18 protein-coding genes are annotated in these 26,438 nt (G+C 67.7%); 8 read left to right on the plus strand and 10 right to left on the minus strand.

Translation table 11 applies throughout. The annotated features are described in order from the left end of the window. Positions 1-59: 59 nt before the first annotated feature. Entirely contained in the window at positions 60-3,266 is a 3,207-nt protein-coding gene (locus HW274_RS09005; protein WP_185988629.1) for a UPF0182 family protein, read from the minus strand. 234 nt (positions 3,267-3,500) lie between these two features. Here HW274_RS09005 and HW274_RS09010 point away from each other — a divergent pair, with 234 nt between their 5' ends. Next, the gene (locus tag HW274_RS09010) at positions 3,501-4,082 is read left to right on the plus strand and encodes a PPA1309 family protein (RefSeq protein WP_075255048.1); all 582 of its coding nucleotides are present in this window, start codon (positions 3,501-3,503) and stop codon (positions 4,080-4,082) included. Between the two features lie 60 nt (positions 4,083-4,142). On the opposite strand, the gene HW274_RS09015 is transcribed toward HW274_RS09010, so the two are convergent. Then, on the minus strand, positions 4,143-5,705 hold the full coding sequence (locus HW274_RS09015) for a zinc-dependent metalloprotease (protein ID WP_075255049.1): 1,563 nt from the start codon (positions 5,703-5,705) through the stop codon (positions 4,143-4,145). A 246-nt stretch (positions 5,706-5,951) separates the two neighbouring features. Between HW274_RS09015 and HW274_RS09020 the strand changes: the two genes are divergently transcribed. After that, positions 5,952-7,181: a PDZ domain-containing protein gene (locus HW274_RS09020; protein ID WP_075255070.1), complete on the plus strand. Its 1,230-nt coding sequence runs from the start codon at positions 5,952-5,954 to the stop codon at positions 7,179-7,181. A 160-nt stretch (positions 7,182-7,341) separates the two neighbouring features. After that, complete coding sequence (locus HW274_RS09025; protein ID WP_185988630.1) at positions 7,342-8,322, plus strand: hypothetical protein; 981 nt, start codon at positions 7,342-7,344, stop codon at positions 8,320-8,322. Positions 8,323-8,352: 30 nt separating this feature from the next. Here HW274_RS09025 and HW274_RS09030 read toward each other — a convergent pair whose 3' ends face one another. The 3 genes from HW274_RS09030 to HW274_RS09040 all read right to left on the minus strand — a co-directional run bounded on the left by HW274_RS09030 (position 8,353) and on the right by HW274_RS09040 (position 13,918). After that, positions 8,353-10,440, minus strand: a complete 2,088-nt coding sequence (locus tag HW274_RS09030; protein ID WP_185988631.1) for an ATP-dependent helicase — start codon at positions 10,438-10,440, stop codon at positions 8,353-8,355. Positions 10,441-10,503: 63 nt separating this feature from the next. Beyond that, positions 10,504-11,616, minus strand: coding sequence for an NAD(+) diphosphatase (gene nudC / locus HW274_RS09035; RefSeq protein ID WP_075255052.1), 1,113 nt, complete (start codon positions 11,614-11,616; stop codon positions 10,504-10,506). Positions 11,617-11,770: 154 nt separating this feature from the next. Further along, positions 11,771-13,918: a PfkB family carbohydrate kinase gene (locus HW274_RS09040; RefSeq protein WP_260679042.1), complete on the minus strand. Its 2,148-nt coding sequence runs from the start codon at positions 13,916-13,918 to the stop codon at positions 11,771-11,773. 408 nt (positions 13,919-14,326) lie between these two features. On the opposite strand from HW274_RS09040, the gene HW274_RS09045 reads away from it, so the two are divergent. Both HW274_RS09045 and HW274_RS09050 read left to right on the plus strand, forming a co-directional pair. Further along, complete coding sequence (locus HW274_RS09045; RefSeq protein ID WP_075255054.1) at positions 14,327-15,559, plus strand: cysteine desulfurase family protein; 1,233 nt, start codon at positions 14,327-14,329, stop codon at positions 15,557-15,559. Between the two features lie 35 nt (positions 15,560-15,594). Continuing rightward, on the plus strand, positions 15,595-15,960 hold the full coding sequence (locus HW274_RS09050; RefSeq protein ID WP_075255055.1) for a DUF5655 domain-containing protein: 366 nt from the start codon (positions 15,595-15,597) through the stop codon (positions 15,958-15,960). Between the two features lie 194 nt (positions 15,961-16,154). Here HW274_RS09050 and HW274_RS09055 read toward each other — a convergent pair whose 3' ends face one another. After that, positions 16,155-16,451, minus strand: a complete 297-nt coding sequence (locus tag HW274_RS09055) for a hypothetical protein (protein WP_185988633.1) — start codon at positions 16,449-16,451, stop codon at positions 16,155-16,157. Positions 16,452-16,860: 409 nt separating this feature from the next. On the opposite strand from HW274_RS09055, the gene mnmA reads away from it, so the two are divergent. Both mnmA and HW274_RS09065 read left to right on the plus strand, forming a co-directional pair. Next, the gene (gene mnmA / locus HW274_RS09060; RefSeq protein WP_185988634.1) at positions 16,861-18,048 is read left to right on the plus strand and encodes a tRNA 2-thiouridine(34) synthase MnmA; all 1,188 of its coding nucleotides are present in this window, start codon (positions 16,861-16,863) and stop codon (positions 18,046-18,048) included. A 141-nt stretch (positions 18,049-18,189) separates the two neighbouring features. Continuing rightward, positions 18,190-20,502 (plus strand): hypothetical protein, encoded by a 2,313-nt coding sequence (locus tag HW274_RS09065; RefSeq protein ID WP_185988635.1) that lies wholly within the window; start codon positions 18,190-18,192, stop codon positions 20,500-20,502. A 71-nt stretch (positions 20,503-20,573) separates the two neighbouring features. On the opposite strand, the gene HW274_RS09070 is transcribed toward HW274_RS09065, so the two are convergent. Further along, positions 20,574-21,554, minus strand: a complete 981-nt coding sequence (locus tag HW274_RS09070; RefSeq protein ID WP_185988636.1) for an electron transfer flavoprotein subunit alpha/FixB family protein — start codon at positions 21,552-21,554, stop codon at positions 20,574-20,576. 97 nt (positions 21,555-21,651) lie between these two features. Further along, complete coding sequence (locus HW274_RS09075; RefSeq protein ID WP_075255060.1) at positions 21,652-22,410, minus strand: electron transfer flavoprotein subunit beta/FixA family protein; 759 nt, start codon at positions 22,408-22,410, stop codon at positions 21,652-21,654. 203 nt (positions 22,411-22,613) lie between these two features. On the opposite strand from HW274_RS09075, the gene glgX reads away from it, so the two are divergent. Next, a complete protein-coding gene (glgX, locus tag HW274_RS09080; RefSeq protein ID WP_185988637.1) occupies positions 22,614-25,007 on the plus strand; it encodes a glycogen debranching protein GlgX in 2,394 nt (797 codons plus the stop codon). 190 nt (positions 25,008-25,197) lie between these two features. On the opposite strand, the gene HW274_RS09085 is transcribed toward glgX, so the two are convergent. Both HW274_RS09085 and HW274_RS09090 read right to left on the minus strand, forming a co-directional pair. Beyond that, positions 25,198-25,737, minus strand: coding sequence for a DUF6301 family protein (locus HW274_RS09085; RefSeq protein ID WP_185988638.1), 540 nt, complete (start codon positions 25,735-25,737; stop codon positions 25,198-25,200). A gap of 50 nt (positions 25,738-25,787) precedes the next feature. Then, the gene (locus HW274_RS09090) at positions 25,788-26,393 is read right to left on the minus strand and encodes an Imm5 family immunity protein (protein ID WP_260679044.1); all 606 of its coding nucleotides are present in this window, start codon (positions 26,391-26,393) and stop codon (positions 25,788-25,790) included. Positions 26,394-26,438 lie beyond the last annotated feature (45 nt).

The raw sequence follows: 26,438 nt of genomic DNA on the forward strand, positions 1-26,438 counted from the left end.
TTGCTCACCACCCGGTGAGGCGGGTCGCAGGGCACGCCCTCAGTGGCGGCCGACCGGGCTCAGCCCAGCTTCTTCTGGGCCTCAACGGCCCGCTTGACGGCTTCGTTGAGGCGCTTCTGCGCATCGCCGTATGCCGACCAGTCGCCCTTGCTCCTGGCTGTGTCCGCGTCAGTCATCGCGGTCTGAGCGTCGGAGAGCGCCTGATTGAGCTCCGCCTTCGGATCCGAGGTTCCCGAGGCCGACGGGGTGGCGGAGGAACTGGAGGACGCGCTGGCCGAGGCCGAGGGGGACGCACTGGCTGAAGCCGTGGGCGCGGCGCTCGGGCTCGCCGATGCCTTGGCCCCGCCATCCGCCGTTGGGTCCTTACCGTCGGTCGTCTCATTGGTGTCATTGGCCGCGGCGGCATCGCCGTCGATGGCCTCCTGACCCGTGGTCGCCCCGGAGTTACCGCCGAAGACCTGGTCGAGCGCCCCCGAGAGGGTGTCGGCGAATCCGACGTTGTCCCCGAAGGAGACCAGCACCTTGCGCAGCAGCGGGTACTGAGTTCCCGACGACGACTGCACGTAGACGGGCTGGACGTAGAGCAGTCCGCCTCCCACGGGCAGCGTCAGCAGGTTGCCCTTGATGACCTGGGAGCCCTCCTGGGACAGGAGGTTGAGCTCCTTGGAGATCTCCGGGTTGGAGTCGAAGATGTTCTGCACCTGCCCCGGCCCGGCCACGTTCGAGGAACGCGGAAGCTCCAGGAGTCTCAGCTTGCCGTAGCTCGGACTACGCTCCCCCTTCTTCCCGGTGCCGGGAGAGGTCTCGGAGTCCACGGCGAGGAAGCCGGTGAGCACGTTGCGGTTGGTATTTCCGCCGATGATGTAGGCGCTGGACAGGGAGAAGCTCGCCTGGTCCTGCCCGGGCATCTTGAGGGTCAGGTAGTAGGGGGCCTGCTGGTCCTGACCGGGTGTGGTCGGGTCATCCGGAATCTTCCAGAAGTCTCCACCGGAGTAGAACTCCGCGGCGTCGTTGACGTGATAGGTCGCCATCATGGTGCGCTGGACGTTGAACAGGTCCTCGGGGTAGCGCATGTGGGCGATGAGGTCGGCGCTCATCTGGCTCATGGGCGTGACCGTCCCGGGGAAGACCTTCTGCCAGGCCTTGAGGATCGGGTCCTTGTCATCCCACTGGTAGAGCTTGACCGACCCGTCGTAGGCGTCCACGACGGCCTTGACGGAGTTGCGCACGTAGTTGGACTCCTCCGGCGCCCGCAGAAGTCCGCCCTTGTTGTCGGCGGTCGCCGTCGCCTTGGCCAGGGACTCGTGCTGGGCGTAGGGGTAGTTGTTCGTCGTGGTGTAGCCGTCGACGATCCACATCACCCGCTTGGGAGTGGCCGGGTTGTCATCGTGATCGACAACGGCCGGGTAGGGGCTGTTGTCCAGGGTCAGCCAGGGGGCCACCTTGGCGACGCGCTTGGCCGGGTCCCGGTCGTAGAGGATCTGGGAGCCCTCGCGCACCTCCTGGGAGAAGAGGATGTTGGCCTCCCGGAACTTGGCGGCGTAGAGCAGGCGGTTGAACGGGTTGGACACGCTCGGCCCGCCGTTGCCGGCGAAGGTGGTGTTGACCTGACCGGTCTTGGACTCGTCGTCGGGGTAGTCCAGCTCGCGCGGCGAGCCGTTGTCCTTGCCGCCCACGATGGAGTAGGACGGCGAGGACTGACCGAAGTAGATCCGGGGCTCGTACTTACCCAGGTCGCCCTGGGAGGGGATGCCCCCCTCCCAGAACGAGGGGTAGCCGCGGGTGGCCACCGTGTTGCCGTAGGCGTTCACGACGCCGTAGCCGTGGGTGTAGACGGTGTGCTCGTTGACCCAGGTCTGCTGCTGCTCGCCCAGGCCGGACAGGTTGAGCTCACGTACCGCGATCACCGTGTCCCGACTGGTGGAGTCCACCTTGTAGCGGTCCACGTTGAGCCGGTTCGCGAAGGAGTAGTACTGCTTGTTCTGCTGGACCTGCTGGAAGGTCGGCGAGATGAGCCCGGGGTCCAGGAGCCGGATCGAGGTGGTGGACTCGGCGTCCTTCTCCAGCTGGCCGGCCGCCGTCTTCGTCGTGGCGTCGTAGTTGGTGGTCTCCACGTTCTCCAGGCCGTAGGCGGCCTTGGTGGCATTGATGTTGCGCTGGATGTACTCGGCCTCCTGGCGCTGGGCGTTGGGGTCGACGATGAACTTCTGGATGACCAGCGGGTAGGCGGTCCCCACCACCAGGGAGGAGACGATCATGACAACCACACCGATGATCGGCAGGCGCCAGGAGCTGGATCGCACCGAGGCGACGAAGAGGAAGGCCACGGCCAGTCCGATCGCCGCGAGAATCGCGTTGGCGGGGATGACCGCGTTGACGTCGGTGTAGTTGGCGCCGTCGAACTTGGAGTTGGAGGCGTACAGGGCGCTGTAGCGACCCAGCCAGTAGCCCACGGCCCGGATGACGGCGTACAGCGCCAGGAAGATCGCCAGGTGCATGCGTGCGGCCTTGGTGAAGTGGGGCTTACGCACCACGGAGATACCGCCGTACAGGTAGTGGACGACGATCGAGGCCACCCCGGCGAACAGGACGACGCCGGACAGGAAGGACACGAGCGTCAGCACCGCGGGCAGGATGAAGACGTAGAAGGAGATATCGATCCCGAACTGGGGGTCCTTGACTCCGAAGGACTGGGAGTTGAAGGCCAGCAGAATCTCCCGCCAGCTGGGGGCCAGCTCCCAGGCCGAGCCGAACAGGGCCAGCACCGCGGGCACTGCCCAGGTAAGCCGACGTCGCACGGGCTCGATGACGGAGCGGTAGGCCTCGAGGTTGCGCGTGGCCTCGTCGTCGGGCATCCCGATCTCCCGGGCCCGGTAGGCCCTGGTCATCGAGACGAAGACGGCCCCGAACATGATGCCGAATCCCACCAGGAACAGGACGATGAGGGCGATCCACTGCGTCCACAGCACCCGGGCGTACCCGATCTGACTGAACCAGAGGACCTCGGTCCACACCTGCGACAGGATGCCGATGGCCACGGCGATGGCCGCGATGATCGAGATGGTCAGAACCAGCGGACCGGGACGGCCGCCGCCTTTACCAGTGCGCGGAGCGCGGGGAGGACGGGGCCCTCCCCCACCCATGCGTCCAAGGCCGAACAGTCCGGCTAAGTTGTCAGGCTTGCCCTGCCGGGACGAGCCGGTGGACTTGCTCGAGGACTCCTCGGAGGTTGAGTCCGGGGACTCGTCATCGGGCCTGGTGCTCACGATCCTGCTCCCTGTCTGACGTGCGTGGTGACGCCGCCTCGCACACGGTGAAACATGGCGTCATCGGCCGGAGGGGCCGCTCGGACCATCGTCCCACACACCTCTGACACGGCCATAACCTTCTCCAGGATGAGAAAACGCCTCGGGTGGCCAGGGCGCGCCACCTGACTGATGAAGCCTCGTCATTGGAGGAGGCGGCGCCACCAGTGAGACGATGGCGGCGTGACTGACACAATGCATGACGAGGCGACCACCGAGGGGGCGGGTCGAGCCGCAGCCTTATCGGCAGGGGCCCTGGCCCGCGCGGTGACGGAGACCGAGACTCACGTGGCGGCCCACGGCTGGGACCAGCCGGTGCGCGTCTTCGCACTGGCGCGCACCGCCGAGGCTCTTGAGGCCGACCCGGACGTGGCCGACCTCCTGGACGCCGCCACCGTGGAGGAGGCCCGCTCGAACCCCGAGCTGCTCATGGTGGTGGAGCAGGAGGGGCTGCCGCCCGCCGCGGACCTGGAGCACCTGCTGGCCCAGCTCGCCTGGCCCGACTCCGTCCACGGCGCCGCCATCAGCGTCGAGCGGCTGGTCCTGCCGCCTGCAGCCCAGGAGGAGGCCGAGGCCATCACCGATGCCGCCGAGCGTCTGGCCTTCCTCCAGGAGCGCCCGGACCGCGAGGACATCCGCATGGTGGTGGGGGTCCTGCGCGGAGGACAGTCCTGGTGCGTACTGCGCTCACGCAGTCACGACGACGACGCCTCGCTCTATCAGGGCGAGCGCCTGGTCCCCGGTCTCGTCGAGGCCCTGGAGGCGACCTTCCTGTAGCCGGTCACCGTCGGGCGAGCACGCGACGCCGGTCACCGGCGCCGCGTGGCCCCGTGCGCCTCAGTCCTTGTCCGTGCCGGTCGGGTCCTGCTCGTCGGGCTCTCCGGGCGAGTCCTCGCCCCCGGCGCCGGCCGAGGCGGGGTCGGCTGACTGGTCGGGCTCCTGGGAGGCGGCGTCGGCGGAGGCAGGGCTCCGGTCCCCGAGCCCCTCGGGGCTGTTCTCGTCGGCCTCCTTGGCGCCCTCGGCGTACCCAAGGGTCCCATCCAGCAGGGAGGCCAGGTCAGCGTCGATCTCGGCGTCGATGTCCTGAGCCATGCGCCGCATGGTGAGGAAGTCCTTGGGATTGGCGAGCTCGGAGGCCGTGGGCATGACGTCGGGGTGGTTCCAGAAGGCGTCGCGCTCGGCGTCACCGGCCTGGGCGCCCAGGTGGGCCCACAGCTCGGCGGCCTCCCGGGCCCGCCGGGGACGGAAGGTCAGGCCGATGAGGCGGGCGAAGACCTGCTCGGCGGCGCCGCCCTGGGCCCGGCGCCGGCGCATCATCTCGGCCAGTGCCATGAGGTGGGGCAGGTGCGGTGCGGCGGCGCGGGCGGTGACCACCTCGACCCAGCCCTCAACGAGTGCCAGGAGCGTCTCCAGGTCCTCGAGGGCCTCGCGCTGGGCCGCCGTCTCCTGGGGCGCGAACAGCCCGCTCTCAAGGGCCTCGCGCAAGGCGTCGGGATCGTTGGGATCCACCTGGGCCACGGCGGACTCCAGGGTCTCGGTGTCGATGCGGATCTCACGGGCGTAGGCGACCACTGCCTGGAGCACCTGCCCGCGCAGCCAGGGCACGTGGGCGTAGAGGCGGGCGGTGGCGGCCTCCCGCACGGCCAGGAACATACGGGCCTCGTCCTCATCGACCTCCAGCCCCTCGGCGAAGGCGGCCACGTTGGCGGGAACCAGTGCCGTACCGGGCTCACGGGTCAGGGGCAGGCCGGTGTCGGTGGCCCCCAGCGCCTCCTTGGCGAGCTCACCGATGGCCTGGCCGATCTGGAGGCCGAAGGCCGTGCCGGCCATGGTGCGCATGATGGACCCGAGCGCCCCCATCTGCTGGGCGGCCTGCCCCATCTCGGCCGGCATCTCCTGAATCTGCTTCTCCAGGGTGCGGGCCAGGGCGGTGGTGACGGCCTCGGCCACCGGGGCGCACACGTCCTTCCACACCGGCAGCGTGCGCTCGACCCAGCTGCTGCGGCTCCAGGCCTCCCGCTGCCCGGGCGCCGGCATGAACTCGGTGGCGGTGTCCAGCCACAGGTCGGCCACCTGAAGGGCCTGGCGCGTGGACTCTGCGACTGCGGCGGTCACCGTGGGGTCGCCGTCGCCGCGCGCCTGCTGGAGGGCCAGCTCCTGGCCCATCTGCCAGTTGACCGGCTCGGCAGTAGAGGCGGAGAACATCTGCTGGAACTGGGCGCGCATCGCCAGCAGCTGGGCGGGACTGAGCTGGGAGATGTCCCCCACCCCCGGCATCTGGGCGATGGAGCTGGGATCCATCCCGGATGAGCGCAGGGCGCTGACGGCGTCGGAGGCCATCTGCTCGCCGAACAGTGATGCGAGCATCTTCTCGAGCTCGTCGAAGGCGTCCTCGCTCACGGGGTTTCCTCTCGCCGGGTCGTCCTTGGGCACTGTCCGGGCCGTCTGGGGCGCCCGGACACTGTCGCTAACGGCCTTATGGTCGCACCCATTCCTGTGCCGGGGCTATGTTCCGTTCGCCGATGGCGTGCCCGCTCCGTCCCGGTCGGGCCCGTGTCCTCCCCGTGCCGGCACTGTGTCGAGTTCGTGCCGGGTTCGTGTCGGTATCTGCCCGTCTTCCTCAGGAAGATGTCGCATGATGAGCGCGTGACGCACCCAGACCAGCACGACGCCGTCGACGCCGCGGGCCCGCTCGCCCCTGACGACACCCGGCCGGCCCCAGAGCCTGAGGATGACCGGCTCGACCAGGCCGAGCACGCCGAGGCCCCGCAGGCGCGGCCCTCCCCACAGGACCGGCGCCGACGCAGGCTGCGGCGCACCGCGGCGGTCGGGGCGGTCCTGGTGGTGGTGGCCCTCATCGTCGCCGTCTTCACGGTGCCGATCAACGTGGTCATCGAGGCCCCCGGCCCGACCTGGAACGTGCTGGACAACGGCTCGTCGTCGAGCCAGGACGTCCTGAAGGTCTCGGGGACCGAGACCTACCCGACCCAGGGCGCCCTGCGGATGACGACGGTCTCGGTGTCGGGCTGCCCCGGTTACCCGGTGACCACCGCCGACCTCATCGCCGCCTGGTTCTCCGCGGACAAGCGGATCGTGGACCGCAACGAGGTGTGCCCGCAGGATCAGAGCGCCGAGCAGGTCGAGGAGACCGGCAAGGCCCAGATGACCGCCTCGCAGGACTCCGCCGTCATCGCCGCGCTCGTGGAGACCGGCAAGGCCGGAGCCATGCACCTGACCGTCACCGAGGTGGCCGAGCAGCAGACCTCGACCGAGGTCCAGGCCGGGGACGTCCTGGAGACCATCACTCCTGAGGGCGGCCAGGCCACGACCATCACCTCCTTCTCCCAGCTGCGGGACCTCATGACCACCATTGCCGAAGGCACTCGGGTGACCCTCGGGGTGCGCCGCGGCGATCAGCAGGTGGCCGCCGCGCTCACCACGATCGCCCCGCAGGAGGGGACGACCGGTTCCCTGCTGGGGCTGAGCCTGAAGATCTCGGTGGACAGCAAGGTGGACGCCACCTTCGGCCTGTCCGACGTCGGCGGACCCAGTGCCGGCATGATGTTCGCCCTGGGAGTCGTTGACGAGATCACCCCGGGGGCGCTGACCGGGGGCAAGGACATCTCCGGGACCGGGACGATCGACATCAACGGCCAGGTCGGCCCTATCGGCGGTATCCAGCAGAAGATGGCCGGTGCCCGCAAGGCGGGCTCCACGTACTTCCTGGCCCCGGCGAGCAACTGTGACGAGGTCAAGGGCCATGAGCCCAAGGGCATGCAGGTCTTCGCCGTCGGTACGCTGCACGAGGCCGTCACGGCCACCGAGGCGATCGCCTCTGGCGACACCTCCGGCCTGGCCACCTGCTCGGCCAAGTGACTCCCGCCGCCCCGCCGGGGACAGTTATCCACAGGCCGGCAACTGCCTCTGGTGGCTTGGAGGCGCCCCGTGCCACTGTCGCACCGTGTCCTGACACGTTCGCCAGGACGTCGAGCTCCCGGCGCCCCTTCGCGTTCCGGGAGGACTGTGAGGAGGCACGATGCGTGTACGTGGTGGGTGCGCCATCCTGTGGCGCCAGCAGGGCGTCAGCCAGATCGGGACGAGTCCGGGGCGGCGCACCATTGTCAGTGACCTGAGCCTGGCCGAGCAGCGCCTGCTCGATGAGTTCGCGCGCAACCTGGAGAGCACGGGCGTCTACCGGGCCGCCCGGCGCAGCCGGGTGCCGGTGGCGCGGGCGCGTGAGATCGTCGCCGACCTTGAGCGTCAGGGAGTTCTAGTGGCCTCGGCGACCAGCGAGCTCGGCGGGGCCGACGGCGTCTACTGGGACCGGTTGGGAGCCGACGCCAAGGGCCGTGGCGCGGTCCTGTCCCAGGCCGTCCTGGCTGTTCACGGCGTGAGCGCCCTGGCTCAGGAGGCGGCTCTGTGGCTAGCGGAGGCTGGGGTGGGCACGATCCTGTCCACCCGGTCCCCGCAGGACGGGGGCCTGGCTCCGCTGCTGTCGGCACGTTTCCCGGCCCTGCGGACGCGGGCGCCGTTGCGCACCCGCCCCGATGTCATGGTGACGGTGGACGCGCACGTGGTCGAGCCGCTGCTCGCGCGCCGGCTCGCTCAGGAGGACGTGGTGCACCTGCCGGTCGTCGTCGGCGAGGCGGGGGTGCGCATCGGCCCGGTACTCAACGGTCAGGGTCCGTGCTCGACCTGTCTGAACCTGTGGGAGAGGGACGCCGACCCGTGCTGGCCGGCGCTGGCCACGCAGATGCGCACCCTGCCCATGCCGGAGGTCGAGCACCTGGTCCTGCACGAGGCGGCGGCGTCGACGGCTCGGGCCGTCATCGACACGCTGGTGGCCCAGGCTTCCGGGGCCGACCGCGCCGGGGACGAGGCTGAACCGGGCGGGGAGGCGAGCGCAGGCTCGGCCGCGTGGTGGTCCACGCACTCGGTGGAGGTCACGGGCCAGGAACCCCGGGGGCGGCACAGGGCCTGGGAGCGCCATCCCGAGTGCCTGTGCTCGCAGCTGTGACCGCCGTCGGGCAGGAGTGCCTCGGGCCGGTCAGTCCCTGGCCTCGAAATCGCGCAGAAGAGCCAGGACCGGCCCTCCGTATTCCTGAAGCTTGGTGGCGCCCACGCCGCGGATGAGGGAGAGCTGGGGCAGGCTGGTGGGTTTGACGACGGCGATGTCCCGCAGGGTGGCGTCGGCGAAGACCGTGTAGGCGGGCCTGGACCTCTCCTTGGCGATCTGGGAGCGCCAGGCCCGCAGCTCCTCGAACAGGGCGATGGTGCGGGGGTCGTTGTTGGCCTCGAAGTCGGCGGCGGACTGTCGGGAGCGTTCCTTGGCGCTTTGGCGGCCCTGGTGCCGGGAGGCGTCTCGGCTGCCGTGGCCGGTGGGCCACAGGCCGTCCAGGAAGCGGGAGGGTTTGCGGGAGGCCCGCCCTCCGGCGTTGCGGGCGCGGGCGTAGGAGATGATGAGGTGCTCGCGCGCGCGGGTGACGCCCACGTAGAGCAGGCGCCGCTCCTCCTCGATGGCGGCCTGCCCCTCGGCCAGGGAGATCGGCAGCAGGCCCTCGCAGACGCCGGCGAGGATGACGGCGTCCCACTCCAGGCCCTTGGCGGCGTGCAGGGAGGACAGGGTGACGCCCTCGACGGTGGGGGCGTTCTGGGCGTCGGCGCGCTCACGCAGCTCGGTGTGGAAGGCGTCGAGGTCAGCGCCGCGGGTCTGGGCCATCTCGTCTGCCAGGGCCACCAGGGCGTTGAGGGCGTCCCAGCGCTCGCGCACGGCTCCGCGGGGGGCGGGCGGCTCCTCGCTCCAGCCCTCTCGGGCCAGGACGGTGCGCGCGTCCTGGCCGAGGTCGCCGGTGAGGGTGGCCTTCTCGGTGCGGGCGGCCCCCAGGATGACGGCCATGGCACGCTTGACCTCCTCACGCTCGAAGAAGCGCTCGCCGCCGCGCACGAGGTAACCGATCTGGGCTCCGGCCAGGGCCTGCTCGAAGACCTCGGACTGGGAGTTGGTGCGGTACAGGATCGCGATCTCGCTCAGGGGGACCCCGGCGGCCTGCAGGCGGCGCACCTGGGCGACGGCGCCCTCGGCCTCGGCGATGTCGTCGTCGTAGGTCTTGAAGCGCACGGCGGGGCCGCTGGGCCGCTGGGCGACCAGCTCGACGGCGCCTGCGGGCAGGTGCAGGCCGCCGCCCCCGCGCCGCGAGCGCGACAGGACCCGGTTGGCCAGGGAGACGACCTGCGGGGTGGAGCGGTAGTCGCGGCTCAGGCGCACGGTGCGCGCGCCCTCGTAGCGGGTGGTGAAACCGGTGAGGAACGCGGGCGTGGCGCCGGTGAAGGAGTAGATGGTCTGGGAGACGTCACCGACGACGCACAGCTGGCGGCGCCTGCCCAGCCACAGGTCCAGCAGGCGCTGCTGGAGCGGGGAGACGTCCTGGTACTCGTCGACGACGAAGTGCTTGTACTGGCCGCGCACCTGGGCGGCGACGTCCTCGCGGTCCAGGAGGATCCCGATGGTCAGCAGGAGCACGTCCTCGAAGTCGATAACGCCGCGCTCACTCTTGGCCTCCTCGTAGAGGGACAGGACTTGGGCGACGGTGGCCGCCTCCTGCCCGGCCACGCCGGTGCGGCCGGCGGCGACGGCGGCCTGGGCGTAGTCCTCGGGCAGAGTCATGGTGACCTTGGCCCACTCGACCTCGGCGGCCAGGTCCCGCACGGTGGCCCGGTCGGTGGGCAGGCCCAGGCGACGGGCGGCGGCACCGACCAGGGGCGCCTTGTGGGCCTGGATGTCGGGGCGCCGTCCGCCGATGGCGGTGGGCCAGAAGTAGGTGAGCTGGCGCAGGGCGGCGGCGTGGAAGGTGCGGGCCTGGACGCCGGGGACGCCGAGGTCGGCCAGGCGCGAGCGCATCTCGCCGGCGGCGCGGGCGGTGAAGGTCACGGCCAGGACCTGGGTGGCCTGGTAGGCACCGGTGGCCACGCCGTGGGCGATGCGGTAGGTGATGGCCCGGGTCTTGCCGGTGCCGGCGCCGGCCAGGACGCACAGGGGGCCTTCGAGGTGCTCGGCGACCTCGCGCTGGTCGGGGTCGAGGGCTTCCAGGAGCCTGGATGCGTCGAGGGGGGCGGGGTGGGGGGTGGTCGGGCTCATCGGGACCAGCCTGCCACGCAGCGGTGACAGGAATCGACGGTCCTTGGCCCGGGCGGGGTGGCGTCAGCTGACGATGGGGCCGCCGTACCAGTCCTCGATGAGGAGTCGGGCGATGGATGTGGGCCCGGGCAGGAGGATGCTGCCCTCGTCCGCGGCCGCGGTGAGCTCGTCACGGGAGACCAGGCGGGCCTCGACGACCTCCTGGCCGTCGGGGCGGGGCCGGTCCTCGCCGGGAGCCAGGCGGGCGCGGCAGCCGAGCATGAGGGAGCGAGGGAAGGGCCAGGGCTGGGAGGCGACGTACTCGACGTCGGCCACGCGCAGCCCGGTCTCCTCCCACACCTCCCGGGCCACGGCGGCCTCAACGGACTCGCCGGCCTCGACGAAACCGGCCACGACCGAGTAGCGCCGGGGAGCCCAGGTGGCGCCGCGCACAAGGAGGAGGCGGTCGGAGGTGTCGGTGACCGCCATGATGACGGCCGGGTCGGTGCGCGGGAAGTGGACGGTGGCGCAGTCGGAGCAGCGGCGGGCCCATCCGGCCTCGATGATCGAGGTGCGTCCGCCGCAGCTCGGGCAGTAGGCGGAGCGGGCGTGCCAGGCGGCCAGGGCGGTGGCCGTGGTGGCCAGGCCGGCGTCACGGGCCGTCATCTGGGCGCCCATGGCTCGCAGGGCGGAGAGCGGGTAGCGCTCCAGCAGGCGGCGCAGGTCGGGGTGGTCGACGGCGGTGCCCTCGGCGTCGGAGCCGGTGGCGGGCGGCTCGGGGGCGTCGGGGACCTCGAGGGCCTGGGGCACGACGACGGCGATCCAGGCGGGGCCGGAGGATGCGTCGTCGGCGAGCTCGCGACCCATGTAGAGGACGGTCAGGTCGGGGCAACGAGTGGGAGCCGAGGCTCCGAGGTAGCCGACGCGCAGGTCGGGCAGGCCCCAGCCGCTGCGGGTGCCGGGCCCCTCCCAGGCGGTGGCGCCGGGGCTGCCGATGAGGCTGGGCGGGGTGAGACCATCGTCGGGCAGGTCGGGGTGGATGGCGGGGCCGGTCAGGGCGACGCGGCCGCGGGCGTCGACCAGTAGCAGGCGGGTGTCGGGGTCGGCGGCGAGGCGCTCCAGCAGCCCGGGCTCGCTGCGTCGCTCGGCGTCGCGGTCGGTGGCGGAGCGGGACAGGGCGAGCTGGTCGGTGCGCATGGGCTCACTCTCCCACCCCCTGCTTCGAGGCGCACATGGGCACGCCCATGGACAGAGCAGTGACGGTTAACTCAGAACCAATAAACTCACCTCAAAAACGCAACTACATTCCCATATTATCGTCACCAACGAACCACGTAAGCATCCAACTTATTCACAACAGGACTGAATAAAACAGGAGTTCAAGACCACCCTTGAGGCACTTTGCCCACAAAGTCGATAACCTCTCAGCACGAAACCCAAGCATCGACACCTCAAAACAGAAACACCAACCCATCAACAGATTCGATAAGTTAAATTCTATTTCGCCCCCCCCCTGAGTCATCTCGGATTCAAGGGCGACACACCCACCCAACTCCATCACCTCCACCTCGCAAGCCCTCAACCTTCTTGGAAGGTACACCAAAACTGGGCGAAATAAACGCCTTTTATCACCAGCAAAGTATACAAGAAAATAGAAGGAGATCCCTAGAGACACTGCAGCCGAAAGCATCGACACCACCCAGGCCCAGACATACGATTTCTCAACAGCAACAACCTCATGCCAAACAAAAATACACGATCCCGCAACTAACGGCACTCCATAAATCAATGTGAGCACAGCAAAGAGCCCTCGAAACAGGCGATCCACCCACCTACGTCGACCACCATTAACAACCCTTTCGCTTAACATGAAGAATGCATACACCATCCTCATAAAATATAGCCAAAACACCACGAGAGTCGCCGACAGTATCACAGCCACGGCTACAGCGACAATCAAATTCCATAAAGATGGAGGACTCTTTACCTGACCCTCACTACCCCTCAAAACCCCGGCAATATAAACAACCACAAGGAACAGCAGCGGAATACTTACGATAAGTCGATGCGCCCAAACAACTAGCTTACTCCGATCCGGACTTGGATATAGTTCCGCAACCTCACCGAAAGCATCGCCACCCACCGCAGGGTCGCGGATTTCGGAGTGTTTCCTATATTCTTCCCACAAGACATCAAGCTCTCTTTTCTTCCTCCTGAAGCGAGATTTAATTTTCTCTACTACAGGCTCATGAACAACCGCAATCAGCATCCACGGAGATGCCACACAAAGCACACTGAAACACATCCCACCCAACACAAGGACATGGTCCGACCACGAGCGAGGAACCACCCACCATATGAAATTAACTAGAATAACCATGCAGCACAACAAAGTCATGGCAAGCGCCACCAACCCAGACTTCCAGCGGTCAGTAAGAATACGCCCTAGACGATCGGCGATCGAACCAAACTGAGACCCGGCTATCGCTGTAAGTGCAAGAACTCCTCCGACTAAGGCAAATAACTGACTTGAATTCGAAAGATATTCACTAGGCCCCCACGAACTCCCCCAATTATACAATGCAGAATCCCTCTCACTCTCCCGCAAATCTTTAACCCAGGAAAACACCCTACTGTAATCAAAGAGCATCCAGACGACAGGGATCAGCCCAACTGCATACATTATCGTCAAGAACTGCCATAGAATATGACCTTCAATTAGTCTAATCCGAACCCGTATCGCCCCACTCTCACTTTCATCACCCCCTCTAAGTAAACTCTTGGAGACACTAAAGCGCCCACTTTTCTCGAGCAACAGTTTGGAACGTGATAGTGGCGGCGATGAAAACTCAAAGCTCTCTTCTGCTAGAGGAACCTGTGAAGCAATTGCCAACTCTAGAGATCGCTTCACGCTGCCAGTGCTTAGCAGGTGGTGGCCGAAGGAGCCAATGAAGGCGTCGCGAGCGCTGGTGGTATCGAGTGTGATGGTGGGAGCTGCAGGCAGTAGCCGCGCTTCGGCGCTGGAAACCCACAGCACGCCCTGACCTTCGAGGACTACAATGACGTTGTCGATGTCGTTCTCACATATTCTGTCGGCCGCTCTCCGAATCTCTTCAGAGGTACTTATCGGCATGTGAGTAAGCATCGATAGTTCGGCGCTGTTGAGAATGATGTAACTACAGCCGCGGATTCGCGCCAACTCGAGATTAGGGTCAGCGGGAGTAGGGTTGAACAGAACAGGGACGTTGTGCTTACACCCCAAGGCAATCGCCTCATAGGCAGTCTTCAGGGGGATTTCGACCTGTAGGACGATAAGTCGACAGGAGGCAATGTCTTCTTCTACATTCTGGAGATCATCAGGCGAGAGGAGGCCATTGGTGTTTTTTCCTTCACATTCTCTACGAACGTCAACAGCATCCTGGGGCTTCGCTTGGCAGGGCTTAGGATGTGGGTAGGAGATGAGGCCAACCATGTTGGAGCCGATGACGGCGATGTCCATTTGGGTTCGCATATCGTATTCTCCGGAATTCGAACTAGGTGTAGGGGCTGGAGATGGTCATCGTGCAAGATACGGGGCACTGTACGGTCGGATGGGAACTGCAGTCTGCTGGAACTGGTTCGCTTGTCCCGCGGGTCTGGAGTTCAAGGCTTGATCTTGTTGTGCTGGCCTGTGAGCCGGAAGTCGACTTCGGTGATGCGGCATGCGGCTCAGAGACGCGTGAGGATGGGACAGGAATCAATGCAGAGGTTACGCCAAGGGAAAGCGCTCGTGTGGGATGGCTCTGACGGCGAGCCGGTTAAGGACTGCTGACATCTGTGCGGGTCAGAACCGTTTGGTTTCGGTACGTCGTACGGGGGCAGCGTGCGGACCATGCTGGTCGCCGGTGCCGCCGTCTAGGCTGGGCGCGTGCGCACCTACCTCGATCATGCCGCCTCGGCCCCGGTCCGTCCCGAGGTCGCCCAGCAGGTCACCGAGGACCTGTCCAGTGGGCTCGGGGGCTGGGCGAATCCGAGTGCGCAGCACACTGCGGGCCGGCGGGTGGGGGCACTGCTGGCGCAGGCCCGTGCCCGCCTGGCGAGTGCCCTGGGAGTGGATGCGCATGAGGTGCTGCTGACCTCCGGTGGGACTGAGGCCGATGCACTGGTGATCTCGGGGCGGGCGCGAGCGGTGCCGGGCGGGAGGCTGGTGGTCTCTCCGATTGAGCACCCTGCGGTTCTGGACTCGGCGCGTACCGCCGTGGACCAGCTGGGGGCGGGGCTGAGCCTGCTGGAGGTTGACGACGCCGGGCGGGTCGAGCTCGACTCAGTGGATCGAGCACTGGCGCCGGCGGGCAGTACCGGCCACTCCCCCGCGTCCCTGGTGTCGGTAATGACGGCGAACAATGAGACCGGCGTGGTGCAGGACATGGCGGCGCTGGTGGCGCGCGTGCGTGAGGCCAGCGGCGGCGGACGTCCCGGCGAGGCCGGGTACGTGCCCGTCCACTCCGACGTGGTTGCGGCGCTGGGGAAGGTTCCGGTGGACTTCCATGGCTGGGGGCTGGATGCGATGAGCCTGAGCGGCCACAAGCTGGGGGCGCCGGTGGGCGTGGGGGCCCTGGTGGTTCGCCGCGACCTGGCGTTGACGCCGGCCACGGGCGGGGGCCGTCAGGAGCGGGGGCTCCGCTCGGGTACTCAGGACGTGGTGGCGGCCCGGGCGCTGGCCCTGGCTGTGGAGCTGGCGGTCGCCGAGCGGGAGGAGCAGGAGGCCCGGCTGGCGGCGCTGCGACGTCGGATCCTGGAGGGCGCCGGGGCGCTTGCGGGCGTTCACGCCACGTTGCCGGAGGGTGCCGATCATGTGGCCTCCACGGCGCACCTATGGTTCGAGGAGGCCGACGCCGAGGCACTGCTCATGGCCCTGGACCTGGCGGGGATCGATGCGTCGGCGGGGTCGGCCTGCCACGCCGGGGTCACCCAGCCCAGTCATGTGCTCCTGGCGATGGGCTTTGAGGAGGGTCCGGCCCGCTCCACGCTGCGCTGCTCCCTGGGTAGGGAGACGGGCCCCGACGACGTCGAGCGCCTGCTCGCCGCCCTGCCCGCCGCCCTGGAGGGGGCCAGGCGAGCCTGGAAGGTGACGCACAAGGCGGCCGGGACACGCCTGTAGCAGCATCCAGTCCGACGACTCACGAGGAGCTCCGCATGCCAGCCACCTCCAACAAGATGATCGGCGACTTCGGCGGCAAGCCGGCGTCGGCCGCCATGTACACGGCGATCGAGTCCTACGCACTCTCGCTCGGTTCCGTCACCAAGCACCTGACGGCCCAGGTGAGCTTCTCCGTCAATCGGAAGTTCCTGTGGGTCTGGGCCTATGAGAGGACGGGCGACGGCACCCTGTTCCTCAACGTGAGGCTCGATCGTCCCATGGAGGATCCGCACGTCCATCGCGTCGACCAGGTCAGTGCCAACAGGTGGAACCACCACGTCGTCGTCAAGACGATGGAGGCCGCGCAGAGCGACTGGCTCAAGGACCTCATTCGCGCCGGTCATGAGTTCGCCGCCCGTTGAGCGCCCCTCAACGGCCACGCAGCAGCGCCATGCTGCTGGCCATCCGCTCTGGATCCCGAGTTCTTGGCCATCGGGGACGTACTTGGTGACCGAGGACTGCGATGTCCCCCACACGACTGGCGTCCGTCAGCAGTCGTTTGGGGGAAAAGTACGTCCTGGGCGGAGAACACAGTTCTCGATCCAGCGCGCCCCTCTCACACGCGGTCGACGAACTGGGCGGCGATCTCCCGAGGAACGGGGTCCCATTCTTGGACGTACCTGATGGCTCGCGCACTCCCGTCGCTTCTCCCGGAGTCACGCAGGCGCCGTACCTCGTCCCGATCCAGCGGGCTCTCCGAGAGCATGCGATCGATCGACAGGCTGTAGGTCTGCCGGAAGAATATGCGTTCCTGCTCGCTCTTCGTCATCGGACGCTCTCGACTGTCTGCTATCCGCCAGATCGCCATCAGCATGGCGAAAATAACCAAGAAGGCCAACCACGCATCGGACATCGCAGCTCCTTTCGTGAACGATGAGGCATGAGCACCATGAGCACACTGACACGGACTGCCACACCTTTGTCGAGTCGAGCCCGACGAACAGCATGATGCCGCTGGTCGGGCGCTGTTGGAACGTGCCTGGGCATTACCGTCACATGCTCACCCGCCTCACTGAGAATGCGCTTGCACTCCCCCGACGGAACACGAAGAATCCTGGGCATCAACGCTGATCGCGCAGGGCCCGGGCGAAGTTGCCGGTGCCAGTGACGCACTCGTCAGGTATGACATCTCCGTCGTCAGCGCCTTCTTTGCCGGTCACCTCCAGCCCCTCTGGGCTCCCCCGGTTGCCTGGACGCCACCGACCTGCGGTAGCCTGCCACGGCCGTAGCAACGGCTACCCGTCTGCCTGAAGGAGATCCTCGTGCGCGTCCTGGCCGCCCTGTCCGGTGGAGTCGACTCCGCCGTGGCGGCGGCGCGCGCCGTCGACGCTGGCTATGAGGTCGTGGGCGTCCACATGGCCCTGACCCGCAACCGGGCCCAGACCCGTTCGGGCTCGCGCGGCTGCTGCTCCATCGAGGACTCCGCCGACGCCCGCTGGGCCGCCCAGATCCTGGGCATCCCCTTCTATGTGTGGGACCTGTCCGAGGAGTTCGAGGAGCGGGTCGTGGCCGACTTCCTCGACGAGTACCGCGCCGGGCGCACCCCCAATCCCTGTGTGCGCTGCAACGAGCGCGTCAAGTTCGACGCCCTCCTCGAGCGGGCCCTGGCCCTGGGCTTCGACGCCGTCGCCACCGGCCACTACGCGCGCCTGAGCGGCGGCGCCTCCTCCGGCCGCCCCGGGGACACCGAGGGCCTCACGCTGCGCCGCGCCGTCGACGCCGCCAAGGACCAGTCCTATGTTCTGGCCGTCTCCGGCCGTGAGGGCCTGGCCCGGGCCCTCTTCCCCCTGGGGGATGCCCCCTCCAAGGCGCAGGTGCGCGCCGAGGCCGAGTCCCGGGGCCTGCCGGTGGCCTCCAAGCCGGACTCCTACGACATCTGCTTCGTGGCCGACGGCGACACCCGCGGTTTCCTGACCCGCTCACTCGGCGCCCACGAGGGCGCCATGGTCTCCCCCGACGGCGAGGTCCTGGGCACCCACCAGGGCTATTTCGGCTTCACCGTCGGCCAGCGCAAGGGCCTGGGCCTGTCCCGCCCGGCCGAGGACGGTCGCCCCCGCTACGTCATCGAGACGCGCCCGGCCACCAACGAGGTCGTCGTCGGCCCCGAGGAACTGCTCAGCCGCACCGTGGTCGACGGCGACGGGCTCGTTCTGCTCGCCGACCCCGAGCCTCTCGCCACCGGCCCCGACACCGGCGGCACCGATTCTGACGACTCCCCCGCCGTCGGCTGGCAGGAGGCCAGCGTCCAGGTGCGCGCCCACGGCCGCCCGGTCCCGGCGAGGGTCCGCGTCGATGCGGCGCGCGGGCTCCTACACGCCGAGCTGGCCACACCCCTGCGTGGCGTGGCCGCAGGTCAGAGCCTGGTCATCTACGGCGGCGACGACGGCGATCAGGTCCTGGCCCAGGCGACCGTCGCCTCCACACAGTCCTCCAGCCACCCCGTCGCCTGACGTCCCACCCGGGCTGTGCCGGATACGGACATGACGGCACATTCCCCCGGACACGAGCCCGCACAGTAGGCAGCCTATTCACCGATCGGTACGAATCTAATTCCGCCTCTCGGCCGGCCCATTTCCTTCTAGGCTGCGGTTATGTCTCCGTCTCCTGACTCCCCTGCTCCTGACTCCTCTGCTCCCGAATCGCCTTCCCCGGAGGCCCCCTCATCCACGACCCCGCCGCCTGCGGCGCCGCCCCAGGGGCCTCCTGCCCTCGCTTCACCGCCCCCGCCTCAGCGGCGCCGTCGGGCACGGCTCGGGATCCTCAGCGTCGTCGTCGCCCTGGTCCTGGCGCTCGGCGGTGGAGGCATCTGGGCGCTGACGCGCAGCTCCGACCCGCTCTCCATGGTCACGGCCCCGATCCTCCAGGCGCAGCAGGACCTGTCCAACATCGGTAAGGAGCTCGCGGCGGCGCCCTTCGACGCCAACGGCACCATGACGATCACCAGCAAGCAGCTGACGATCCTGCGGGTGATCGCTGATCGACGTGAGGCACTGGTGGCTTTGAACCCGAGCTCATCGTCGTCCTACGCCGCCTGGCAGGTCCCCATTCCCGACAATCTGGCGGGCCAGTACCTCGACTGCCGGATGAACGCGAAGACCTTCGACTGCGGTGACCAGATCAGCATCGATCTGGCCTCGGGGATCAACTCCCCCGCCAAGCCCTCAACCGTCTCCGCCGAGGCACCCACGGCGCCGGCTTCACCGGTTGCGCCCCAGCCCAGTGACGCCCGCTCGGCCGCTCCCTCCCAGAGCGGACCCTCGAAGATCCCCAATGGCATGGCCCCCACGAACCCCGTGGGCCCCGCGGCTCCCTCCGCCGCCCCGCCCTCCACTCCTGGCGCACCTGCGTCTCCGAGCACCTCGGCAAAGGGACCGGCACCCGCCTCGGTGCGGCTGAGCAACACCCCCGGGGGCGGCTCGCCCCTGGCAGTCAGCTCCGACGGAACCGTGAGCGTCAACCGGGAGAAGGTCTCGGGGCTGAAGCTCGACGGCTCCAAGCCGGTGTGGGCGACCCGAGTCGAGGCGCCCCGAAAACTCGTCAGTGTCAACCTGCCGATGAGCCGTGACGTCTGGGTGGTCAGTGACGGCGTCACGGTGGCCGGCCTGGACGGCAGCAGTGTGCTGTGGTCGAGCAAGCTCCCCGAGGGCGCGGGCGCCCTCAACACCTTGGGCACCGAGGTGGTACCCCGCTGGCAGACGAGCAAAGGCGCTCTCGTCATCGCCTACCCGGACTCGCTGCGCGCCCTCGACCCGGTCGACGGGAGCACGATCTGGCGGGTCTCCACCCCGGTGACCTCCTGGGCGGCCGGCGATGGCTACGTCGTGGTCTTCAACGGCTCGACGACGTCGGTCATGACCTTCGACTCCGGCTCGAGCTCGACCCGTGCCACGGCACTGCCGACCTCGGCCCCGACCTCCGCAGCCAAGCCCGCCCCCAGCCTGGAGGAGCTGGGCGGCGCCACCCTCGATGTCCCAAGCGTCTGCGCCGACGGCTTCGCCTCCGTGGTCCGCGGCACGACGAAGTCGCAGGTGATCGAGAAGATGAAGAATGACAAGACCAGCCTCACCTTCTCCAGCGGCACCGCAACCGCGGCGGCGGGCAACGGCCCTGGCGGAAGCAACTTCACCGTCGCGCTGAAGGAGGCGCAGCCGGGCTTCTTCGGCTCCTCCCCGGTGACGGTCGCGGTTCTGGAGTGCAACAGCGGTACCGCTGCGGCCTTCGACGTCATGGCCGCCTACAACGGTGACAAGCAGATGGTCGGCTCCCTCATCATGGGAGGCAGCAACGAGATCGGCTACACCCCGGCAACCCATATGGAGAACCTGCGCGTCGTGGGCGGGACCGTGCTGTTCAACATGCCCCAGCTCATGGTCGCCGGGGACATGGACTGCAAGGCCTGCTCCGGTTCGGGGACGGCCGCCGTCGCCGCTCAGTGGGACGGTGAGTCCCTGGAGCTGTTCGACGTCGTCTACCACCTTCCGACCCAGGACATCCACCGCCCGTCACTGGTCAAGGTTCAGGCCGTCTACGACGCCCTGGCCGCCAAGGAGGACGACAAGGTCACCGACCAGGTCGACTCCGCGGTGCTCTCCTCCCTGGATCAGCCGGCCGGCTCCACGCAGGCCGGAGACGCCACGGCGCGCAGCGCCTACCTGCCTAAGGGAGGCAAGGTGGCCTCCTGCCTGCTGGCGGGTCCCAAGGACTCGTTGTTCGGGACCATGGTGATCTCTGAGGATCTGGCTCCGGGGTCGATCCTGTGCCCGATCACCTCCGAGGATCAGTCCAAGCCCTGGATGCAGCCGCTTCCCAACCGCAGCGCCCAGCTCGAGTACGGGTCCTGGCTCATCATCACCCCCAGTGAGGACGGCTTCACGGTCACCGGACTGGGGCACCGGAGGGGCTGACGCCCCGTGCGCGTTGTGGGGGTGCCCCGTCTCATCGACGGGGCACCCCCACAATGTCGTTGAGGACGAGCTCAGCCGCGCAGCCTGGCGAGCTCCTCGACGAGCTGGGGCACGACCTCGGTGACGTCGCCGACGACGCCGAAGTCGGCCATCTCGAAGATCGGGGCCTCGGAGTCGTCGCAGATGGCGACGACGGTGCCGGCCCCCTGGATGCCGCTGGTGTGGTGGACGGCGCCGGAGACGCCCAGACCGATGTACAGGCGCGGGGAGATGGTCTCACCGGTCTGACCGATCTGGGCGCTGCGCTCGATCCAGCCCTCGTCGCAGGCCACGCGGGTGGCTCCCACCGCGGCGTCGAGCGGCTGGGCCAGGGAGCGGACCAGGTCGAAGTCGCCGTCCACGCCGCGGCCGCCCACGACGACGGTGCGCGCCTCGCTCAGGGCGGGACCGGAGGCCACGGAGGTGGCCTCGCGCGAGACGAGGCGCACGGCGGCGGCCTCGGCGCTGACGGGAACCTCGAGGGCCTCGGCCGTCAGGGGCGCGCCCTCGACCGCAGCGACCTCGGCGATCCCGGGGCGCACGGCGATGATCGGCGCGTTGCCGCCCGCGGCGACGCCGACGGTGGTGGACCAGGAGCCCGACAGGACCAGCTTGGAGGCGCGCAGCTCGGTACCGGCGGCCTCCAGGGCGGTGACGTCGGAGACGCAGGCCGAGCCGAGCACGACGGCGGCCCGTCCGGCCAGCTCCTTGCCACGGTAGTCGGAGACGACCAAGACCGCGGCGGGCTGGACGGCGCCGACGGCCGCCACAACGGCGTCGGCTGCGGTGGCGGGCAGGTGGGCGGCCTCACCCAGGTCGGCGGACAGCAGGCGGGTGGCTCCGGCGCCGGCCAGGGCCGCTGAGGCGGCCTCACCCAGGGGCTGGAGGGCCAGGGCGACGACGTCGCCGCCGGTCAGCTCCCGGGCGGCGGTGAGCAGCTCCAGGCTGGGGCCGGTGGGGGCGGCCTCGGTGGTCTCGAGGTCGACGAGGACGAGCAGAGGGGCATCGAGCATGGGAATCAGCTTCTTTCGCGAGTGGTAGGAGGCGGACGGGCGGCGCGACGGCGTCCAGCGCCCCTGCCGGGACGTGGGCGGGCGCTGCGGCCGGCCGTCAGACGAGCTTGTTCTCCACGAGCCAGGCGGCGAGCTCGCGGCCCGCCTCTCCGGCGTCGGTGCGGATGATGCCGGCCTCACGGGCGGGTCGGGCCTCGTCGTCGACGACGGCGACGGCCGGCTCAGCGGCCTGGAGGCCGAGCTCGGAGGCGTCCCAGAAGTCGATGGGCTTCTTCTTCGCGGCGCGCATGGCGGCGAAGTTGGGGTAGCGGGGCTCGTTGGCCTGGTCGGTGACGCTGACGAGAGCGGGCAGCGGCGCACTGAGGACCTCGCGGACGGTGCCCACGGTGCGGGTGACGGTCACGGCGCCGCCGTCGACCTCGAGCCGGTTGGCCAGCGTCAGTGCCGGAAGGTGCAGGGCGGCGGCCAGGGCGCCGGGCAGCATGGAGGTCATGGAGTCCAGGGAGGCCATTCCGGTGACGACCAAGTCGACCTCGCCAATACGCTCGATGGCGGCGGCCAGGACCCGGGCGGTGGTGACGACGTCGGCACCGGCCAGGTCATCGTCGGCGACGACGACCCCGGAGTCGGCCCCCATCTGCAGGGCGCGACGCACCCCGTCCTCAGCATCCTCCGGCCCCATGGTCAGGGCGATGACCTCGCCGTCGGCCTCCTCGGCCAGACAGACAGCGGCCTCGACGGCGTTCTCGTCGAGCTCGTTGAGGACGTCCTCCTCACCGCGCACGAGGCGACCGTCCTCGATGCGACGCTCGGACTGGACGTCAGGAACGTGCTTGATGCAGACCACGATTCTCATGGGCTCAAGGTTGCCATAACAGCGGCATCTCGCCACTGAGCGCTCAGTCACCCTGACACGGCGTCAGGACAAGAATGAAGACGACGCGATGATGACGAGGCAGTCACGGCGGGTGGGTTGAACGCGACGGGGCGCACTCCCACGAGGGAGACCTCACGTCCCTTCAAGTGGTAGCAACCAGCGGCCGCCAGGACAATGGGCCCATGCCTTCGACGCCAGAGCCCGCTCCAGCACCGCGCGCCGACCTGCCCGCAGCTCCCGACCACGGGCTGGGCGTCACCCTGAACGGAGACGGCGCGGATTTCGCGGTCCACGCCCCGCACGCCACGGCCGTGGACCTGTGCCTGCTGACCATGGGTGCCGACGGCGCCGTGGTGGAGGAGACCCGGATCGGGATGCACGGGCCCTCGCGGGGCCTGTGGAGCGCGCACGTCCCCGGCGTCGGTGTCGGTCAGCGCTACGGCTACCGCGCCCACGGCCCCTGGAACCCGCACGAGGGTCTGCTCTACAACCCCCGCAAGCTGCTGCTGGACCCCTACGCCCGGGCGCTGGACGGCCATGTGGATCTGGGGCCGGCCGTCTACGCTCATGAGGTCACCGATGATCTGGTCCCTGCGGCCGAGCCGTGGAGGCCCTCGCGCCTGGACTCGGCCGGCAGCACCGCCGTCGGCGTGGTCACCGGTGACACCTTCCCGGTGGTTCCGGGCCCGCGTGTGCCCCGTGAGCGCGCCGTCATCTATGAGGCCCATGTCAAGGGCCTGACCTATCAGCTGCCTGGGGTGCCCGAGGAGCTGCGCGGCACCTACGCGGGGCTGGCCCACTCGGTGACGGTCGAGCACCTCAAGGCCCTGGGGATCACCACGATCGAGCTGCTGCCGATCCACGCCTCGGTGAGCGAGCCCTTCCTGACCAAGCGGGGCCTGAGCAACTACTGGGGCTACTCCACGCTGAGCTACTTCGCGCCCGAGCCCTCTTACGCCACGGCCGCGGCGCGTGCGGCCGGCCCGCAGGCGGTCCTGGACGAGGTCCGCGGCATGGTCTCCATGCTCCACGAGGCCGGCCTGGAGGTCGTGCTCGACGTCGTCTACAACCACACCTGCGAGGGCGGTGTCGATGGCCCCTCCTTGAGCCTGCGCGGCCTGGACAACCTGGACTACTACCTGCACGCCCCCTATCTGCCGGCGCAGTACATGGATGTCACCGGCACCGGCAACACGGTGGACTTCCGGGCCACGGGTGCGATCCGGCTGGTTCTGGACTCGCTGCGCTACTGGGTCACTGAGGTCGGTGTCGACGGCTTCCGCTTCGACCTGGCCACCACCCTGGGGCGCCACGCCGCGGAGTTCTCGCCGCGTCACCCGCTGCTCACGGCGATCGCCACGGACCCGGTGCTCAGCACGGTCAAGCTCATCAGCGAGCCCTGGGACGTGGGGCCCGGCGGCTGGCGCACCGGCCAGTTCCCCGAGCCCTTCCAGGACTGGAACGACCACTTCCGCGACACCACGCGCTCCTTCTGGCTGCATGACGCCTCGGAGATCTCCAAGGGCCGTCTGGGCTCGGACCTGCGAGACCTGGCCACGCGCCTGTCGGGCAGTGCGGACCTGTTCAGCCACGGGGAGTTCCCCGGCGGTCGCGGCCCGCTGGGCTCGGTCAACTTCGTGGCCGCGCACGACGGCTTCACCCTGCGCGACCTGGTGGTCTACGACCACAAGCACAATCTGGCCAACAAGGAGGACAACCGGGACGGCAACTCCAACAACCGCTCCTGGAACCACGGTTTCGAGGGGGACGTCGTCGAGGGCATCAACGGTGGCCCGATCGAGGTGCTGCGCCGCCGGTCGATGCGCAACCTGCTGGCCACCGTGCTGTTGAGCGCCGGGACCCCCATGCTGGTGGCCGGCGACGAGATGGGACGCACTCAGCAGGGCAACAACAACTGCTACTGCCAGGACTCCGTGCTCTCCTGGGTGGACTGGAACCTGGAGGTCTGGCAGCGCGACCTGGTCGCCACGACGCGCTTCCTCATCCACCAGCGCCACAGCCACCCGGTGGTGCGCCCCTCGCGCTTCGCGACCGGGCAGGTCTTGGAAGGCGACGCGATCGCGGATCTGGCCTGGTACCGGGCGGATGCCGCACCGATGGACGGGGACTCCTGGCACGACCCGCACACTCGCGTCGTCCAGATGCTGCGCTCGGGCCACCCCTGGAACGACGACGACATGCTCGTGGTCATCAACGGCGCCCTGGACCAGGTCGACGTCGTCCTGCCCGAGGGACGCGGGACCGACTGGCACCTGGCCTGGGACTCGACCTGGGCGGTCCCCCAGCCTCACACAGCACCCTTCTCCCAGGCACGGCGCGTGAGCCGAAGCCCCCAGGACACCCAGGCCGACGTCATCATCGAGACGGACGGCTCCGGCGAGGTCAAGGAGGTCAGGACCACGGCCGCCGAACCCGAGGGCCACACCGCCGAGAGCCTCACGGACTGCCATCACGACCGGCCGGGCGACACAACGATGCTGGAGGCGCTGTCCCTGCGGATCTACTTCTCCGGCGAACCGCTCGAGACCCTGATCCCGGGCGCCGAGACGGACTGAGCCGGCACCGAAGTCACCCAGCACCTGACGCGATCAGGGGCGGCGACATCATCTCCAGATTACCCTGGCTCACGCTCAACCCAACGGACGATAGTCACGCTCCACAGCGTCCACAGCCACACATATCGATGAGCACAACTCCGCACTCGCGCATTTCTTAGAGGTCGCACCAGTCAACTGTGGAGGCGCCTTAGAGTTCTCCACCCTCATCGAAGTAACGCTGCTCAGCCTCAGTCAGATCCATCATTGCAGGAGACTCGATAACAACATCAATGAACCTGCGAGTACCTCCGAGAACAATACTGACACGGGAGCGTAGATTCCACACGTTCAAGGCTCCGACAGCGCTCGACTCCGTACTGCTTTGACCGTACAGACTGTTGAGTGCATCAACATAGGCCTTATACTGTGAGCGAATAATGCGATCGACCTGAGGTTCTGCATCACTGTAAAGCCGGGTAGTCAGATTGAAGTTAATTTCAGAAGCGATAGACCGATCGTTAGGATCCAGGCCAATGTTTCCATCTTCTTCGCCGCCACTGACTGCGGTGACGAAAAAGCGTCCATCGTCCGGCGCTGGTTTCCAGCCGAATTGGTCTCGTAGGGCGAAAGCCTCGTTGATGGTCATGGGCCATCTATGCTCGGCGATGGTGCGGATGATCGCCACCCCCTCTTCAGTAGAGTAGGTGCGGAACCGCTTGGCTTTAGTTGTCGAAATAGACTGATTCATCTCCAAGCACCGTCCGCCTATTGTTTGGCAACCTGTCTTGCAGAGTTTACTTAATTTTCGAGGACTGATGGAACGGCTTCATTAAGGTACCACAGCCAGAAAGCCCGACGCGCTTCAACGTCAACCTCATCGGCAGGCCTCCAATTCATGCCACCCGCAACCGCGCACGCGCACACATAACTGCAGTCCAAGGAGTCCGGCAGGAGCTCGTCGTCATCCTCCAACTCTTCGTCAATAACATAGTATGGATCTCGATGGCATGCCGAGATCACCATGTGCTGCGCTGCGTTCGCAACAAAAATTGCTTTGTCATTCTCGGGATTAGTTGCGTCATTTCCTAGGCTTTGAAAAAAGCGATATGCAGATCTTTCGGCGTCATCTGCATCCACTCGATTTTCAGTTAACGAAGCGGCTAGTGATAGCATTTCATCAATGTCTGGGCACCCCCTGAATGTCTGTTCCCAAATATATTGAACTTTACGTATACATAGCATATCTAGATAAGTTCTGCGGCGGTAAGAGGCCTCTGGCTGGTTGGCATCAATCATCGCCTCCCAGAGTCGCATTCTTGCCCCAATCGACAGTATTCCTTTGTTGTTTTTGGTCAGTTCGGTGCGGGCTCCCTGGATTTCTTTCTGAAGTGAGTTGTAGTCCATGATCTATATGCCTTTCTTGTTCTTGCATTGTTACTTAAAGTACGA

Origin of the sequence: Actinomyces sp. oral taxon 169 (assembly GCF_013394715.1) — a bacterium.
Taxonomy (GTDB): domain Bacteria; phylum Actinomycetota; class Actinomycetes; order Actinomycetales; family Actinomycetaceae; genus Actinomyces.